Below are 15,818 nucleotides of genomic sequence, written 5' to 3'. Positions count from 1 at the left end.
CGCGACTGCGGGGCTCCGCTGCGCTGCACTCCTCGCGCTCACCGGGGCGTCCCCGCGTGGAGCCGGACCTCGTCGGTACCGTCAGTCTCCGCCAGCGTCACCTTGACGTTCTCGGCGAGTGCGGTCGGAATGTTCTTGCCCACGTAGTCGGCCCGGATCGGCAGCTGCCGGTGCCCCCGGTCGACCAGGACAGCGAGCTGGACGCAGGCCGGCCGGCCGAGGTCACCCAGCGCGTCGAGGGCGGCCCGCACCGTACGCCCGGAGAACAGCACGTCGTCGACCAGAACCACCCGCATGCCGTCGATCCCGCCGGGCGGCAATTGGGTGGGGCCGACCGCGCGGGTCGCGTGCCGGCGCAGGTCGTCGCGGTAGAGGGTGATGTCGAGCACACCGACCGGCACGGCGACATCTTCGAAGGCGCTGATCCGGGCGGCGAGCCGGTGGGCCAGGGGTGCGCCCCGGGTCGGGATGCCGAGCAGAACGGTGTCCGCCGCACCCTGGGTCTTCTCGAGAATCTGGTGCGCGATCCGGTCCACCACGCGCTGAACGTCAGCGCTGGTCAGGATCACCTTCACCGAGGGTTGTCGCGGTGGCGACGGATGGGCAGCCGATGGGTGGGCCACGGCAGACCTCCTTTCCCGCCTCACGGGACGGGTCGTTAAAGGACGTCGGATAACTCCAGGCCGATCGCGGGGCGGTCGGCGGAGGCTGCGGCCACGTTACCAGTGGTCGGCGTCGTGACCAGGGCCGGGCAGGAGTGGCCCGGACCACCCCGGAGCGTCACCGGAACCGGGATCGATTCAGCAGGCGAAACAGGACAAGTCGCCCGCGGCGTCAACGGTAAGGTCACGACCACTTGACCCGGTGTGCGAATCCCCGTACCGTCACGCTCCGTAGCGATCGCTGGGAGAACCCCGAGCAGCACTGGGAGTGTCAATGCCCTCTGAATACGCCAAGTCTCTGGGCGCCCGCCTGCGCTCCATCCGCCAGCAGCAGGGCCTGTCCCTGCAAGGTGTGGAGGAGAAGTCGAACGGGCGCTGGAAGGCAGTGGTGGTCGGCTCGTACGAGCGCGGCGACCGGGCCGTCACGGTGTCCCGCCTGGCCGAGTTGGCCGAGTTCTACCGCGTTCCGGTCTCGGAGCTACTGCCCGACGGCAGCGGGGTGCGGCACGAGCCCACCAGCAAGATCGTGCTGGACCTGGAGCGGCTCTACGACGAGGCCAGCGAGGACCTGGCCTACGTGGCTCGCTACGCCCGGGCCATCCAGCAGCAGCGCGGTGACTACAACGGCCGGGTCCTCTCGATCCGCGCCGACGACCTGCGCGCCCTCGCGATCGTCTACGACGCCTCACCCTCCGGCCTGATCGAGCGGCTGACCGAGCACGGCGTGCTGGTCGCCGACCCGCGGGCGTTCTTCGCCAGCTGAACAACGTAGCGAAAGGGCCCGTGCCGCAACGGCACGGGCCCTTCTAGATCTAGCTCGCCGGCCGATCTAGCTCCCCAGCCCGACGTCTCGCTCGGCGCCCGACGTCTCGCTCGCCAGCTGGCGGGAGCCGCCAACCGCCGACCCTCAGCGGGTGGCGTACTCGGCGATCCGGCCGAGCAACCCGTTGAGGAAACGGGGCGAATCATCGGTCGACATCTGTCGAGCCAGCTCGACGGCCTCGCTGATCGCCACCCCGTCGTCGATCTCGTCCAGGTAAAGCAACTCGTAGACCGCGATCCGGGCGAGGTTGCGGTCGACCACCGGCATCCGATCCAGCGTCCAGCCCTCGGCGTAGCTGGCGATCAGCTCGTCGATCCGGTCCAGGTGCCCGGCCACGCCCTCGACCAGACCGACCGCGTAACCCAGATGCTCCGGGCGGGGCGTGGCGATCCGCTCGATGTAACCGGCGAGCACCTCGGCCGGCGGACGGTCCCGCAGGTCGGCCTCGAAGAGCACGTCCAGCGCCCGCTTGCGCGCCTTGCGGCGCGCCGGCATCGGCTGCTTCGGACCCTCGGCCATCAGGCGCGGCCGAGGTAACGGCCGTCGCGGGTGTCGACCTTGATCTTCTCTCCGGTGGTGATGAAGAGCGGCACCTGCACGGTCGCGCCGGTCTCCACGGTCGCCGGCTTGTTGCCGCCGGTCGAGCGGTCACCCTGAAGGCCCGGCTCGGTGTAGGTGACCTCCAGCACGACGGAGGTCGGCAGCTCGACGTAGAGCGGCACCCCCTCGTGCGTCGCCACGATCGCCTCGGCCTCGGGCAGCAGGTAGTTCGCGGCCTCGCCGACCGTCCCACCCAGGACCGTGATCTGGTCGAACGTCTCCAGATCCATGAAGACGTAGTCCTCGCCGTCGGCGTAGAGGTACTGCATCGTGCGCTTGTCCACGGTCGCGGTCTCGACCTTGGTGCCCGCGTTGAAGGTCTTGTCGACCACCTTGCCGGAGAGCACATTCTTCAGCGTGGTACGCACGAACGCACCACCCTTACCAGGCTTGACGTGCTGGAACTCGACGACGGACCAGAGTTCTCCGTCGAGGTTGAGTACCAGGCCGTTCTTCAGGTCGTTGGTGGTGGCCATTTCCTGCCTTGATCATGATTTGGCGGACAGACCTGGCAAGTCTACTAGCCGCCGCACTACCCGCTTTCCGCCACCGTCCGCCGGGTCCGCACGGCCGCGATCGGGCCCCCGTCGGTGCCGGTCATCACGGAGAGTCGCCGAAGCGGATCATCCCGACTGGTCCGCGCGGCCGGCGCGGCGCGCCAGGGTGGCGACGTGGTGCAGGGCGAGGCGATAGCCGTCCACACCGAGACCACAGATCACCCCGGTGGCCACCGCCGAGATCACCGAGTGGTGCCGGAACTCCTCGCGCGCATGAATATTGGAGATGTGCACCTCCACCAGGGGCCCGCGCAGCAACGCACAGGCATCCCGTACGGCGATCGAGTAGTGCGACCAGGCCGCCGGGTTGAGCACCACCGCGGCCTGCTCGTCCGCCGCGGTATGCAGCCAGCCGATCAACTCGTGCTCGGCGTCGGTCTGCCGGACGGAGACGTCCAGGCCGAGGTCCCGCCCGGTCGACTCGCAGAGTTCGACCAGATCGGCGTAGCTGGTGGCGCCGTAGACGTCGACCTGGCGGGTACCGAGCCGGCCCAGGTTCGGCCCGTTGAGCACGTACACCCTCACGCTGGGCCCACCTCCGTTCGCGACTGCGGGGCTCGCAAAACCGGCTCACTCCTCGCGCTCACCGGGCCTACCTTCGTTCGCGACTGCGGGGCTCGCAAAACCGGCTCACTCCTCGCGCTCACTGGGCCACCGCGCGGTAGGCCGCGTGCAGCAGATCGTCGTCCGGGCCCGCCAGGATGGCCGGCCGGGCCAGCCCGTCGAGCACCACGAAGCGCAGGGTGTTGCCACGGGCCTTCTTGTCGACCCGCATGGCGGCCAGCAACTGGGGCCAGGCGTCGGCCGGATAGCCGGTAGGCAGCCCGAGCGCGGCAACCGCCGCGCGGTGTCGACGCGCGGTGGCGGCATCCAGCCGACCAGCCAGCCGGGCCAGCTCGGCGGCGTACACCAGGCCGACCGCGACCGCGTGACCGTGCCGCCAGCGGTAGTCCTCCACCTTTTCGATCGCGTGCGCCAGGGTGTGCCCGTAGTTGAGCACCTCCCGGATCCCCGACTCGCGCAGGTCCCCGCCGACCACGTCGGCCTTGACCTGGATCGCCCGCTCGATCAGCTCCCGGACCACCGGGCCGGCCGGGTCCATGGCCGACGCCGGGTCCCGCTCGACGAGTTCCAGAATGACCGGGTCGGCGATGAACCCGCACTTGACCACCTCGGCCAGGCCGGCGGCCAGATCCGCCGGGGGCAGGGTGTCCAGCGTGGCAAGGTCGGCCAGCACGCCGACCGGCGGATGAAAGGCGCCGACGAGGTTCTTGCCGGCCGCCGTGTTGATCCCGGTCTTGCCGCCCACCGCCGCGTCCACCATGCCGAGCAGCGAGGTCGCCACCGGCACCCAGCGCACCCCACGCAGCCAGCAGGCGGCCACGAACCCGGCCAGGTCGGTCACCGCGCCACCGCCCAGCCCGACCACCGCGTCGGTACGGGTGAACCCGGCCGCACCCAGCCGGTCCCAACACTGCGCCGCCACCTCGACCTGCTTGCCGGCCTCGGCGTCCGGCACCTCGATCGACAACGGTGTCATCCCGGCCGCGTCGAGCCGGGCGCCGATGGCGTCGGCCAGTTCCTTCAGCGGCGGGGCGTGCAGCACCGCCACCCGGGTGGCGTCCGGCAACAGGCCGGGCAGCGTGTCCAGCAGATCGCGTCCGACCAGCACGTCGTACGGCCGCTCGCCGCCGACCGAGATCCGGGTCACCTCGTTCATCGCCGGGAGCCTAGCCCACCGACCGTGGTACGGGCCGGCACCACCACCGCGTGCCCGAGGGTTGGAACGGAGGTTTACCGATTCAGGGAACGGGCATGGGCAGCCCGGATCACCATGCGGAGCAAAGGGGACGGCATGATGGAGCGGACCATCGACGGCGCAGACATCCGGCTGCCGGCCACCATCCTCGGCGTCGGCCTTGGCGGCTTCGTCGATGGCATCCTGCTGCACCAGGTCTTTCAGTGGCACCACATGCTCAGCAGCACCGGCAACGACAACATCGGGGTACGCGATTACCCGGTGGACACCGTCGCCGGACTACAGATGAACACCCTCTGGGACGGCCTGTTCCACGTGGTCACCTGGGTAGCTGTGCTCACCGGCCTGGCGATGCTGTACGCCCGGGTGACCCGATCCCGGGGCCGGCTGTGGCGCTCGCCGATGCTGTGGGGCTGGGTCCTGGTCGGCTGGGGACTGTTCAACCTGGTCGAGGGCATCATCGACCATCACATCCTGGGCATCCACCACGTCCGCGCCGGGGAACACCAGCTCTGGTGGGATCTCGGCTTCCTCGCGCTGGGTGTCGTGCTCATCGTCGTCGGCTGGCTGGTGCAGCGTCGCGCCACCGCCGTGGACGTCTGCGCCGACCAGGAGCAGACGCCGGCCCGGGGGCGACACGGGTGAATCTCGCCCTGGTCTCGGCGCACGGCACCGAGCACGCCACGACCGTCGGTCCGGCACTGCTCGTACCCCTGCTTGCCGGCTGGGTCTACCTGGCCGCCGCGCTGCGCCAGCGCGCCCCGGACCGGGCCGGCTGGAACCACTGGCGGACGGCGGCCTTCGCCGTCGGGTGCGCCCTGCTCGCCATCGCCCTGCTGCTGCCGGTGGACGGGTTCGCCGCACACATGTGGCAGCACCTTCTGCTCGGCATGCTGGCCCCGCTGGGGCTGGTGCTCGGCGCGCCGGGCATCCTGGCGTTGCGTACCGTCAACCGGCAGGCCGGTCGGGCGGCGCTGCGCGTGCTGCGCCGACCGGCGGTGCGGGTGCTCACCCACCCGGTAACCGGGCTGCTGCTCACCGCCGGTGGGCTCTGGCTGCTCTATCTCACGCCGCTGTACCGCGCCACGCTCGCCAGCCCGGCGCTGCACGACCTGGTCAACCTGCATTTCCTACTCAGCGGATTGCTGTTCACCTGGTCGATCGCCGGGCCGGAGCCCGCCGGGCACCGACCCCGGGTGCCGGTCCGGCTGGTGGTGCTCGGCGTCGCGGTGGCCGCGCACGCCAGCCTGGCCCAACTGTTGTACGCGGGACTGCTCGTCGACGTGCCGGCCCCGCCGGACCAGCTGCGCGCCGGTGCCACGGTCATGTACTACGGCGGCGACCTCGCCGAACTCCTGCTGGCGCTCGCGCTTCTGATCAGCTGGCGTCCGGAGCCGCGCCAACACCGCGCGCCGGCTGTCGCGCTCAGCACCGGCGGTTGATCAGCACCAGCCGTTAATAGGGGGCCCTTGCTATACCTGAGGCGTTAACAAGGGGCCCTTCCTTACTCCTGGACCAGGGTGGCGATCTCGGCGGCGATGTCGGCGGGGGTACGGCCGTCGGTGTGCACGGTCGCGGTGGCGACCTCGGCGTAGAGCGGGCGGCGCTGGTCCATCAGGTGCTTGAGGGTGGCGCGCGGGTTGATCGCCAGCAGTGGCCGGCCGACACCGAGCCCGACCCGCTTCACCGCGTCGGGCAGCTCGACGGAGAGATGCACCACCCGGTGCCCGAGCAGGGCGGCGCGGTTCTCCTCGGCCAGCACCGCGCCACCGCCGAGGGCGAGTACCCCGGTGCAGGAGGCCAGCGCCGCAGCCACCGCCGCCCGTTCGAGGGCGCGGAAGTGTGCCTCCCCCTCGTCGATGAAGATCTCCGGGATCGGCTTGCCGGCGAGGCGCTCGATGTCGACATCGGTGTCCCGGAACTCGACGCCGAGCGCAGCCGCCAGGGCCTGCCCGACGGTGGTCTTGCCCGAGCCGGGCGCGCCGACCAGTACGCAGACCGGGCGGGTGGCACCGGTCACCGGATCACCAGCGCGTCCAGGTAGCCGGTCAGGTTGCGGCGGATCTCGGTGACCGAGTCGCCGCCGAACTTCTCCACCGCCGCCTCGGCGAGCACCAACGCGACCATCGCCTCGGCGACGACGGCGGCGGCGGGCACCGCGCAGACGTCGGAGCGCTGGTTGATCGCGGTAGCCGGTTCACCGGTGGTGATGTCCACCGTCGCCAGGGCCCGGTTCAGCGAGGAGATCGGCTTCATCGCGGCCTTGACCCGCAGCGGTTCGCCGGTGGTGATGCCGCCCTCCAGGCCGCCGGCCCGGTCGGTGACCCGGCGGACACCGGTGGCGGTGGGGATGATCTCGTCGTGCGCCTCGGAACCCCGGGACCGGGCCTGCTGCCAGCCGTCGCCGATCTCCACACCCTTGATCGCCTGGATCGACATCAGCGCGGTGGCCAGCCGGGCGTCGAGCTTGCGGTCCCACTGCACGTGACTACCCAGACCGGGCGGTACGCCGTACGCCAGCACTTCGACCACGCCGCCGAGGGTGTCGGCGGCCTTCTTCGCGGCGTCCACCTCGGCGACCATCCGGGCGCTGGCCTCCGGGTCGAGGCAGCGCAGCGGGTCGGCGTCGATCCGGGCGGCGTCCTCCGGGCGGGGCCGCAGCCCCGGCTTGACGGCGACCGGTCCCAGCTCCACCACGTGCGAGACGATCTCGATGTCGAGTGCCTGCCGCAGCAGCGCCTTGGCCACCGTGCCGACGGCGACCCGGGCGGCGGTCTCCCGCGCGCTGGCCCGCTCCAGGATCGGCCGGGCGTCGGTGTGGCCGTACTTCTGCATGCCGGCCAGGTCGGCGTGGCCGGGCCGGGGGCGGGTGAGCGGCGCGTTGCGGGCCTGCCGGGCCAACTCGTCGGCGTCCACCGGGTCGGCGGCCATCACCGTCTGCCACTTCGGCCACTCGGAGTTGCCGACCCGGATGGCGACCGGGCTGCCCAGCGTCACCCCGTGCCGCAGGCCGCCGATGACCTCGATCTCGTCCTGCTCGAAGGACATCCGCGCGCCCCGGCCGTAGCCGAGCCGGCGGCGGGCCAGCTCTCCGGCGATCTCGGTGGAGGTCACCTCGACGCCGGCCGGCACCCCCTCCAGCAATGCGACGAGGGCGGGTCCGTGCGATTCCCCTGCGGTCAACCAACGCAACACAGCGGCAAGTCTGTCACGTCCGGCCGCCGCCACCCCGCATCGCCCGCCGCGTCCCGCCCTGCGGACGCCGGCATCCGGAGGGCAACAGAGATCTTGGTCGGGAAACGCCCTTATGCTCGGCGTAGGTCGTCCAAGATTCACTGAGCGATGCGGACCGCGATTATCGATTTGGTCAGGCCCAGCAGCCGCTCGTTGCGGATGGTCGCATCCGGGAAGAGGTGCCGCAGCTCCGCGCGGCCGATCAGTTCGGTGCTCAGCACCTGCCGCATCGCGGCCTCGTGGGACTTCCCCGGGGTGTACGCCAACGGCCAGCGCCGGGCCACCGCCACCCGGGCCGGCACCGGCAGGAACTGCATGCCGGGCGCCACCCAGTGCGGCTCGATCGGGAAGTACCGGTAGGGAGTCTGGACCCAGTACGCCGGGGCCAGCTCGCGGACCGCCGCCGCCATCCGCCGACGGCGCTCGTACCCGCCGACGTGTTCCAGCACGCTGTTGCTGAAGACGAGGTCGTAGCGGCTGGCCATGATCCGTTTCGGCAGCTGGCAGGCGTCCGCGCGGTCCGCTGCGGCCCAGGCGGGCAGCTGCGCCGGCACCGGTTCGAGGTTGACCACGTGCACGTGTGCCGGTCGGACCGGGATGCCGGCCCAGCTCTCGACCCGCCCACCGAGGTCGAGCACCCGCATCTGCGCGAGTTCGGGGTACGTCTCGGCGAGCCAGGCGGCCCGCCGGGCCCGTCGCCGGGCCCCGTACGAGGTGGGTGAGTCGACGAACCGGAACCTGAGCGAGTGCAGTGCCATCGATTTGTCGATCCTCCGGCTGGCGGGGTGGGCGGGTGGGCCGGTCAACTCAGATGCCCCGACCGCGCTTGTGCAGGGTGCGCAGCACCGTGTCGGGGCGGACCATCCGCCCGGCCACCGCCAGGGCCAGGTAGGCCCGGGCTTCGCAGGGGTTGCCACGGATGGTGCGCCGGGCCCAGCGCAACGCGGCCCGAGAATCGCCGCAGGCGGCGCGGGCGAAGGCGATCTGCCCGGCGACCCGGGCCTGACCGGCCGGCTGGGTGGCGAATTCGGGATGACGCTCCAGCAGCCACTGCAACGCGGTGGCGATGGTGTCCCAGCGCTTGGCGAAGTACGACCGCCGGTGCCAGCGCACCAGCACGTACGCGGTGCGCAGGTTGACCAGCGGGGCGGCGCGGGCGGCCCGGAGCAGGAGGTCGTAGTCCTCGGCGTAGCCACCCGGAATCTCCTCGTCGACAAGCCCGATGCCGTCGCGCAGTGCGCTGGCCCGGACCAGGAAGGTCGACGGGTGCAGTTCGGTCATCCGGTCCCGGAGCAGGTCGGCCAGGCTGATCGAGTCGCGCTCCAGTACCCGCTCGACGGTGCGCCCGTCGTAGCTGACCCGGATGCCGCAGGTGGCGAAGGCGGCACCGGTGGCGGTCAGGGCCTCGGCCTGGGCACGCAACTTGCCGGGCAGCCACTCGTCGTCGTCGTCGCAGAAGGCGATCAACTCGCCGGTGGCGGCCAGGGCGCCGCTGTTGCGGGCACCGGCCAGACCCGGGGTGCGGGTGTTCGTCACCACCCGCACCGGCCGGTGCGGACCGGCGAACTCGACAGGCGTCCGGTCCGGCTCGCACTGGTCGTAGACCACGACCACCTCGACCGGTCCGGGGTAGTCCTGCGCCACGGCCGCCCGCAGCGCGGCGGGCAGCAACTCCGGACGGTTCCGGGTGGGCACCACGACGCTCACGCTCGGATACCGCCTCACCGCCGCCGCCCCTCGTCGTGCGCGGGGGCGCGCCGGGGCAGCCAGCGGGGTCGGTGGCGGCGCTGCGCGGTGGCGATCAGGTCGTCGACGATGGTGCCCACCCGGCGCGCCGTGGCCCGCTGCCGGTCGACCGAGTCGACGTCGCGGGCCACGGTGAACCGGGACCGGTCGGCCAGACCGGCGGCGAGCGCGTCCAGCAGGTCCTGCCGGGATTCGCAGAGCGCGATCAGCCCGGCCGCACCGAGCCGGCGGGCGAAGAGTTGCTGGTGATCGTCGACGTGCTCGCCGTACGCCGGATCGCGGGGCACCACGATCGGCAGGTGCCCGTGCCGTCGGGCCTCCAGGATGGTGGCCGGGCCGCCGTGGCACACCACCAGGTCGGCCTGGTCCATCGCCTTCTGCAACTCGGCGTGCCCGAGGAACGGCACCGCGTCGGGCAGGTCGGTGACCCGGGTGTAGCCGTGCTGGACGGTGAGCACGACCGCACCGGCCACCTCGCCGTACCACTGCCGCAGCCAGTCGACGAGCCGGTCGAAGGGGTGCCGGTCGGCGCCCACGGCCACCAGCAGTTGGGGTCGCCGGTCGACGGGCTCGTGGGAAGCGCTCACAGCAGCGGCCCGACGACTGTCGCCTCCGGGTACTGCCGGCGCTGTTCCTCCCACTGCACGAGCATCACGGACAGGAACGGCCGGCACAGCCGGGCGGTAAGCGTCGGCGTGTCGATCCGGTCGTAGACCTCGATGTAGACGGTCGGGATGCCGCGCAGCCGGGCGAGGACGACGAACGGGACGGCCAGCCCCGCCCCGGTGGTGACCACCGCGGCGATCCGCCGTCGGCGCAGCACCCGGGTCGCCAGCACCCCGTTGCGCAGCAGGTTGCGCAGGCTCCGGGTGGTCGGGTGGTATGCCGGGACCAGTTCCTCGCCGGCGAGCAGCGACACCGCGTCCGGGGTGTCGAACGTGACGAAACACCTGCGCCGCTGCTCGTACCAGGGCCGCAGGGCCAGCAGTTGGGCGAGATGGCCACCGCTGGAGCCGACCAGCAGCAACAGCGGTGGTTCGCCGGGCTCCCTCTTTTTCGCGTCCACGCGACTCCCCACAAAGTCCGCTTGGAAATCCGCAAGCCATCGACACTTATCGTATTTGGGGCCTCCTTTCCACCCTCCGCTGTCGCCGATCAGTCGCCGAGTCGATGTTCGACGACGTCCAGCAACGCGGGATGCAGCCGGCGGTTCCAGCCGGCACCGGCCTCGGCCAGCCGCCACGTACGCAGCCAGAGTTCCATCAGGTACGCGTCGACCACCAGCCGCTGCCGCCGCCGGTCCAGGCCCAGCCGCGTACCGTGCCGGGCCAGCCCCGCCGTCATCCGGTCGACCGCCGAGGCGACCGGTTCACCCCGGCCCACAAGTGCGCGGTGGAAGGCGTCGTGGACCAGGTCGAACCCGACGGGTACGTCCGGCCCGCTGTGTTCCCAGTCCCAGGCGATCAGGTTCCCACCGTGCCGGCCGAGGTTCCACGGCACCCAGTCACCGTGCCAGTGGCCGAACTCGACCGTGCCGTCGCCGTGCCGACGGGCCAGCGCGGCGACGGCCCGCACCGCCCGGGCCCCGCCCGCGACCGTGGCGGCGGCGCGGCGCGCCTCGGCGGTCAGCCGGGCCAGGAAGGAGGAGCCGGCAAGCGGTCGGGGTTCGCCCGGTGGCCGGTGTCGCCGGGCCACCGCGAGCACCGCGGTCGGGTCCGCCGCCGCGCCCGCCGGCACCCGCCGCACCGTCGCCGGCAGCGGTTCGACCACCGTCACCGCCCGCCGGCCCAGGGTGGTCTCGGCGAGCAGCCGGGGAACGCGCGGGTGACCGGCGACGCCGGCCACTGCGGTGAGCGCCCGCAGTGCCGCCGCCTCCTGAGCGACGAGGATCCGGGTGGCCGGGTTCCAACCGATCTTGGCGTACCCGCGTGGCCGCCCGGCGGCGTCGAAGAGTTGCAGGGTGGGTTTGTGGTTCGGGTCCGGCGGGCGGACGCCGCACGCCGCGTACCGCACGCCGCCGCCGAGCAGGACGGCGAGCCGGTCGGCGAGGAGCACCTCGGCCGGGTCGAGCCCGACCGCGACGGCGACGGTCAGGACGGGAAACGGTGCCAACTCCACCACCCCGGCCCGGGCCGCGACGCCGAGTGCGGCGCGGATCGGGCGGACCGTCACCGGCCGCAGCGCGTTGTATGCCAGCAACGCCGCCGCCGTGACCCGGGGCGCACCGAGCGGCAGCAGGAAGCGGGCCCGGTCGACCGACGGCACAACGGCGTACCGGGCCGCGACGGCGTATCCGGCCGGCGGCCCGCCGCCCACGCGGAGCGCGATCCGGTCGTCGTCGAAGAGGGCCCGGCTCACCCAGCCCAACCCGTCGGCGCGGCACCGGGGGTCGGTCGAGACGCTGCCCGCCGCCGTCACGGCACCCGGTCCGGCCAGTCGAGGGCCAGTCCCAGCCGCTGCCGCAACGCCTCGTTGTGCGGCCGGTAGTACCCGGTCAACTCGGCCCGCGTCGCCGGCTCAAGCGCAGCGGGGTGGGTGCCGTTGTAGACCGTGAAGCCGGCCGGCTCGACCCGGGGCAGGCCGAGGAACTCCAGGGTCCGTCGGAAGGTCGCCCGGGTGTCGCGGTAGAGGTCCTCGCTGGGCAGGAAGAGGAACTGGGACCTGTCGAAGCGCTCCAGCCACGGCTCCAGGTGCTCCAGATAGCGGCCCCGGGCCCGGTAGCTGTACCAGTCGTAGCAGAGGCTCACCTGCTCCGGCTCGGCGATCAGCCGGTCCCGTTCCCCCGCTGTTCGCGCCGGCTCGGCGGCCAGCGCGGCGGCGAAGTCCAGCGGCTCGACGCCGTTGGCGCGCCGTTCCTTCCAGTGCGAGTACGCCCGCTGCACCGGATCACGCAGCAGCACGATGAGCCGTACCGCCGGCATCAGCGCGGCGACCCGTTCCGCCACGAGCGGATGGAACATGTACAGCGGTGCCGCCTCGCCGACCCGGACCGGGCCGCCGTACCGGCGTTCCAGCGCCTCCCGCTGGCGCTCGGTCGGGAAGTGCGAGCGGTACCACGCCTCGCCGCGCCGCCAGTTCTGCGCGAAGTAGTGCGACGACTTCGCGTTCCAGGCCGGGAAGAGCCGGGGCACCAGCGGATGCCGGATGAGGTAATTCCACAGCGAGGTGGTGCCGCCGCGCTTGGTGCCGATGATGAGGAAGTCCGGCAGCGGCCGGCGGTCGCTGGTGCGTACGCCGTAGTCGACCAGACCTTCCCGCACGCGGTACCGCACCTGGGTCGGTATCACCTGCTTGACCCGGTCCCGCAGCGACGACACGACACTCACCTGCCCTTCTTCGACGGCACTGGCGCGACGGCGGGCCCGGCCGGCTCGCGCCCGCGTAGTTGTCCCAGGGCCGCACCGATGCCGGCGCGTACCCGGGGCAGGGTCAACAGGCCGAGGCAACCGGCGGCCGGCAGCCCCACCGCCACCGCCAGGCCGAGCGGACCCCGGCCCGACACCAGCAGGCCCAGCAGGGCTGGCCCGCCCACCCCGAGGACGACAAGCCCGGCGGCGCGCAGCACCGGCGCGTCGACAAGTGGCTGGCCGACCACCACCCGGGCGGTGCGGTACGCGATCAGGTTCTCCACCACGATGCCCGCCGCCCAGGCCAGCGCCGCCCCGGTCGCACCGTGACCGGGGATCATCAGCAGCCCGAGTGAGACGGTGACCAGCAGGCCGGCGGAGGTCGCCGCGAGGTGCAGCCCGCTGTGCCCGCTCATCAGCAGCAGGCTCTGCACGTTGCCGACCCCGGTGTTCACGAGCATCGCTACCGCGAGCACGGCCATCGCGACGGTGCCGTCGGCGGCGAAATCCGCCCCGAAGACCGCCAGGAAGGCCGCACCGTGCAGCGCCAGCAGCAGGTAGACCGGCCAGCAGAGCAGCACGGCCCAGGCGGTCAACTGCCGGTGCACGGTCGCCGCCGTGGCCCGCCGCCCCTGACCGAGCAGCCGGGACAGCTGGGGCGACACCGCCACCCGCAGGCCCTGCATGGCGAGTTGACCGGCGAGAATGTAGCGCCCGACCGCGCCGAAGACACCGGCCTCGGCCGGTCCGGCGAGCACCGAGGTGAGCAGCACCCCCACCCAGACCGCACCGGCGTCCATCGCCGCCGAGGCGGACCGGGGCAGGGCGAAGCGCCAGAAGGTACGCCAGTCGGCCGGTGCCGGCCGCAGCAGGGCGCCCCGGCCGACACCGAGCGGACCGGTGACCAGGGTCAGGCAGAGCAGCAGGGTGAGCCCGGCCGGCACCAGCCAGCCGGCGAACCCGGCCACCAGCCCCCAGCCGGCGAGCACCGCCAGGCCGACCAGGACGGGCCGGGCCAGCGGGAACAGCACCGACTGCACGGTCAGGTAGGCGCGCAGCGGCCGGACGCAACGCAGGGCGGCCAGCAGCAGCGTCATGGCCACCACCACGGGAATCGCGGCACAGCTCAGCGCGATGAGCACGGCACCGTCGACGGTGGCGGTGCCCAGCAGTCGGTCGGCGAGCGGTTCGGCCGCCAGCAGCCCGATGCCGCCGACCAGGCCGGCCACCGTCAGGGGCGGGATCAGCGCCACCGGCAGTAGCCGGGCCGCGTCGCCCGAGACGCCGGTGCGGCGGCGCGGCAGCAGCCAGATCAGCCCGGTCTCCGCGCCCAGGGTGCAGATCGCGGCGGCCACCGTCACCACCCCGATCGCCGCGAAGAAGGCACCCGACCCGCTGGCGCCGTAGCCCCTGGTGATGACCACCACCAGCAGGAAGCCGAGCAGCCCGTTCACCGCCGCGCCGAGCAGGCTGGCCGAGGCCGCACGGGCACTGCGCCGGGTCTCCCCCGCAGCCTCGTCGGCGCACCGATCGGGTGCCGACCCATGGCCGGCGAGGCAGCCGGCTACCGGCACGGCGGAGTCGGCTACCGGCACGGCGGGATCGGCTACCGGCACGGCGGAGTCGGCTACCGGCACGGCGGAGTCGGCTACCGGCACGGCGGGATCGGCTACCGGCACGGCGGAGTCGGCTACCGGCACGGCGGAGTCGGCTACCGGCACGGCGGGATCGGCTGCCGGCGCGGCGAGGTCGGGGCGGTTCGGCGGCACACCGACGGCTGGCGACGACGAGGTGCTCACGCGGGCACCGCCGCCGCTGGTGCGGGCCGGCCACGGCGCGCCGTCGCCTCCCGTTCGACGAGCGCCATCGCCAGGGCGACGGCGAAGCAGGCGACCGAGAGGGCCGGGCTCGCCATGCCGTAGAACGGGATCTGCGCCAGGCAGATCACCGGCACCACCGCGAGCCACTGCCCGGCGGCGCCGGTGACCCGGGCGCAGGTCACGGTGGCCAGCACGAACCAGGCGAGGAAGCAGACCAACGCCGGTACGCCATGGCTGAACAGCACCATCCAGAGCTGGCCCTGGGTGCCGATCGGCACCTGCGCGGAGACGGTGTCCGAGTTGGCCGGTGCGCCGTAGCCGAGCCACGGTGAGGCGCCGATGCGGCGTACCACCTCGGCGTAGAGCGCGAACCGGTCGGCGTTGGTGTCGCTTGCCGCGACGCGGTCACCGATCAACCTGGCGACCGGGATGAAGAGGGTGGTGAGCAGCGCGGCGAGGAGCACCCCGAGGACGGAGAGCCCCACCCGGACGTTGCCGCGCAGCGCGGCCCGGGCACCGAGCACCGCCAGTCCCACCCCGAGGCTGACGAACATCACCCGGTTCAGGGTGAGGAAGGCGGGCACCAGCGACAGGGGCAGCGACGCCAGCACCACCCAGCGCAGGGCACCCCGTCGGCGCAGCATGGTGAACGCCACCGCGCAGGGCAGCGCCATCGCGTACGCGCTGCCGTAGTTGTTTGTGTACGGGAACGGCGCCGCCGGCCGGTAGATCGGGTCCGGTGACCGCAGGCTGTACTCGGTGACCGCGACGTGCACCAGGTCCCGCAGGTACCCGTGCCCAGCCAGCGATTCGGGCAGCAGCAGCTCGACCGGGGTGGTCAGGGCCAACCTCGGCGCCAGCACGGCCAGCCAGCCCAGCGCGACCAGACCGAGCCAGAACGCGCAGAGCGGCAGGAGCACCCGCGCGGGGTCGGCACCTTCCCGCACCAGCGTGTACGCGTAGACGCCGACCACCAGGGCGGTGACGTAGAAGCCCAGCCGCAGCCCGAACGGGGCCAGCGCGACCGGGTCCGGTAACCGGGTGGCGCTGAGCCCGACGAGCGCCAGGAAGAGCAGCCAGAGCCCGGTGGCCGGTGGCAGCGGTACCCGTCCCCGCAACACCAGCATCGCGAACAGCACCACACCGAGCAGCGACCAGCCGAGGTAGAAGACGCCGAGCGCCCACCAGAGCGGCACCAGGCCGAACATCAGCATCAGCGGCCAGCCCGGTAGTCGGGGCGCAGGACGGGCCGGCGGCGGCCACCCGGGCT

The 15,818-nt window shown here is 72.6% G+C and carries 18 protein-coding genes; 3 read left to right on the top strand and 15 right to left on the bottom strand.

What is annotated here, in order from left to right; all coding sequences use genetic code 11:
* Positions 1-38 precede the first annotated feature (38 nt).
* The gene (gene pyrR / locus QQG74_RS12010; protein WP_341720363.1) at positions 39-623 is read right to left on the bottom strand and encodes a bifunctional pyr operon transcriptional regulator/uracil phosphoribosyltransferase PyrR; all 585 of its coding nucleotides are present in this window, start codon (positions 621-623) and stop codon (positions 39-41) included.
* A 313-nt stretch (positions 624-936) separates the two neighbouring features.
* Here pyrR and QQG74_RS12005 point away from each other — a divergent pair, with 313 nt between their 5' ends.
* Positions 937-1,425: a transcriptional regulator gene (locus tag QQG74_RS12005; protein WP_007458348.1), complete on the top strand. Its 489-nt coding sequence runs from the start codon at positions 937-939 to the stop codon at positions 1,423-1,425.
* Between the two features lie 144 nt (positions 1,426-1,569).
* On the opposite strand, the gene nusB is transcribed toward QQG74_RS12005, so the two are convergent.
* From nusB to aroB, 4 genes are all read right to left on the bottom strand, one after another.
* Positions 1,570-1,980 carry a transcription antitermination factor NusB gene (gene nusB, locus QQG74_RS12000; protein ID WP_341721216.1) on the bottom strand — a complete coding sequence of 137 codons (411 nt, stop codon included), beginning with the start codon at positions 1,978-1,980 and terminating at the stop codon, positions 1,570-1,572.
* A 23-nt stretch (positions 1,981-2,003) separates the two neighbouring features.
* A complete protein-coding gene (gene efp / locus QQG74_RS11995; protein WP_341720362.1) occupies positions 2,004-2,561 on the bottom strand; it encodes an elongation factor P in 558 nt (185 codons plus the stop codon).
* Positions 2,562-2,708: 147 nt separating this feature from the next.
* Entirely contained in the window at positions 2,709-3,167 is a 459-nt protein-coding gene (gene aroQ / locus QQG74_RS11990; protein ID WP_341720361.1) for a type II 3-dehydroquinate dehydratase, read from the bottom strand.
* A gap of 118 nt (positions 3,168-3,285) precedes the next feature.
* A complete protein-coding gene (gene aroB, locus QQG74_RS11985) occupies positions 3,286-4,362 on the bottom strand; it encodes a 3-dehydroquinate synthase (protein ID WP_341720360.1) in 1,077 nt (358 codons plus the stop codon).
* Between the two features lie 135 nt (positions 4,363-4,497).
* Between aroB and QQG74_RS11980 the strand changes: the two genes are divergently transcribed.
* Together QQG74_RS11980 and QQG74_RS11975 are read left to right on the top strand one after the other, a co-directional pair.
* The gene (locus QQG74_RS11980; protein WP_341720359.1) at positions 4,498-5,046 is read left to right on the top strand and encodes a DUF2243 domain-containing protein; all 549 of its coding nucleotides are present in this window, start codon (positions 4,498-4,500) and stop codon (positions 5,044-5,046) included.
* Positions 5,043-5,843, top strand: coding sequence for a cytochrome c oxidase assembly protein (locus tag QQG74_RS11975; protein WP_341720358.1), 801 nt, complete (start codon positions 5,043-5,045; stop codon positions 5,841-5,843). The genes QQG74_RS11980 and QQG74_RS11975 overlap by 4 nt, the downstream gene beginning before the upstream one ends.
* A 62-nt stretch (positions 5,844-5,905) precedes the next feature.
* Here QQG74_RS11975 and QQG74_RS11970 read toward each other — a convergent pair whose 3' ends face one another.
* The 10 genes from QQG74_RS11970 to QQG74_RS11925 form a co-directional block, all read right to left on the bottom strand.
* On the bottom strand, positions 5,906-6,421 hold the full coding sequence (locus QQG74_RS11970; protein ID WP_341720357.1) for a shikimate kinase: 516 nt from the start codon (positions 6,419-6,421) through the stop codon (positions 5,906-5,908).
* Positions 6,418-7,596 carry a chorismate synthase gene (gene aroC, locus QQG74_RS11965; protein ID WP_341720356.1) on the bottom strand — a complete coding sequence of 393 codons (1,179 nt, stop codon included), beginning with the start codon at positions 7,594-7,596 and terminating at the stop codon, positions 6,418-6,420. Before aroC ends, QQG74_RS11970 begins: the two co-directional genes overlap by 4 nt.
* A 137-nt stretch (positions 7,597-7,733) precedes the next feature.
* Positions 7,734-8,393, bottom strand: coding sequence for a class I SAM-dependent methyltransferase (locus tag QQG74_RS11960; protein ID WP_341720355.1), 660 nt, complete (start codon positions 8,391-8,393; stop codon positions 7,734-7,736).
* A 49-nt stretch (positions 8,394-8,442) separates the two neighbouring features.
* A complete protein-coding gene (locus QQG74_RS11955) occupies positions 8,443-9,360 on the bottom strand; it encodes a glycosyltransferase family 2 protein (RefSeq protein ID WP_341720354.1) in 918 nt (305 codons plus the stop codon).
* Positions 9,357-9,968, bottom strand: coding sequence for a glycosyltransferase (locus QQG74_RS11950; protein WP_341720353.1), 612 nt, complete (start codon positions 9,966-9,968; stop codon positions 9,357-9,359). Before QQG74_RS11950 ends, QQG74_RS11955 begins: the two co-directional genes overlap by 4 nt.
* Positions 9,965-10,447 (bottom strand): UDP-N-acetylglucosamine--LPS N-acetylglucosamine transferase, encoded by a 483-nt coding sequence (locus QQG74_RS11945; RefSeq protein WP_341720352.1) that lies wholly within the window; start codon positions 10,445-10,447, stop codon positions 9,965-9,967. Before QQG74_RS11945 ends, QQG74_RS11950 begins: the two co-directional genes overlap by 4 nt.
* Before the next feature lie 89 nt (positions 10,448-10,536).
* A complete protein-coding gene (locus tag QQG74_RS11940; protein ID WP_341720351.1) occupies positions 10,537-11,799 on the bottom strand; it encodes a hypothetical protein in 1,263 nt (420 codons plus the stop codon).
* Positions 11,796-12,698, bottom strand: coding sequence for a sulfotransferase domain-containing protein (locus QQG74_RS11935; protein WP_341721215.1), 903 nt, complete (start codon positions 12,696-12,698; stop codon positions 11,796-11,798). Before QQG74_RS11935 ends, QQG74_RS11940 begins: the two co-directional genes overlap by 4 nt.
* Positions 12,699-12,703: 5 nt before the next feature.
* A complete protein-coding gene (locus QQG74_RS11930) occupies positions 12,704-14,302 on the bottom strand; it encodes a lipopolysaccharide biosynthesis protein (protein ID WP_341721214.1) in 1,599 nt (532 codons plus the stop codon).
* Positions 14,303-14,523: 221 nt separating this feature from the next.
* The gene (locus QQG74_RS11925; RefSeq protein WP_341721213.1) at positions 14,524-15,765 is read right to left on the bottom strand and encodes an O-antigen ligase domain-containing protein; all 1,242 of its coding nucleotides are present in this window, start codon (positions 15,763-15,765) and stop codon (positions 14,524-14,526) included.
* Between the last annotated feature and the right edge of the window lie 53 nt (positions 15,766-15,818).

Origin of the sequence: Micromonospora sp. FIMYZ51 (genome assembly GCF_038246755.1) — a bacterium.
Classification (GTDB): Bacteria; Actinomycetota; Actinomycetes; order Mycobacteriales; family Micromonosporaceae; genus Micromonospora.
The sequence above is the reverse complement of the archived record's forward strand: the minus strand, read 5'-3'. Positions and strand labels throughout refer to the sequence as shown.

Bases quoted from the DNA above. Each gene is read 5' to 3' on its own strand.
- nusB (WP_341721216.1), bottom strand. From the start codon at position 1,980: ATGCCGGCGCGCCGCAAGGCGCGCAAGCGGGCGCTGGACGTGCTCTTC.
- QQG74_RS12005 (WP_007458348.1), top strand. From the start codon at position 937: ATGCCCTCTGAATACGCCAAGTCTCTGGGCGCCCGCCTGCGCTCCATC.
- aroB (WP_341720360.1), bottom strand. From the start codon at position 4,362: ATGAACGAGGTGACCCGGATCTCGGTCGGCGGCGAGCGGCCGTACGAC.
- QQG74_RS11980 (WP_341720359.1), top strand. From the start codon at position 4,498: ATGATGGAGCGGACCATCGACGGCGCAGACATCCGGCTGCCGGCCACC.
- QQG74_RS11960 (WP_341720355.1), bottom strand. From the start codon at position 8,393: ATGGCACTGCACTCGCTCAGGTTCCGGTTCGTCGACTCACCCACCTCG.
- efp (WP_341720362.1), bottom strand. From the start codon at position 2,561: ATGGCCACCACCAACGACCTGAAGAACGGCCTGGTACTCAACCTCGAC.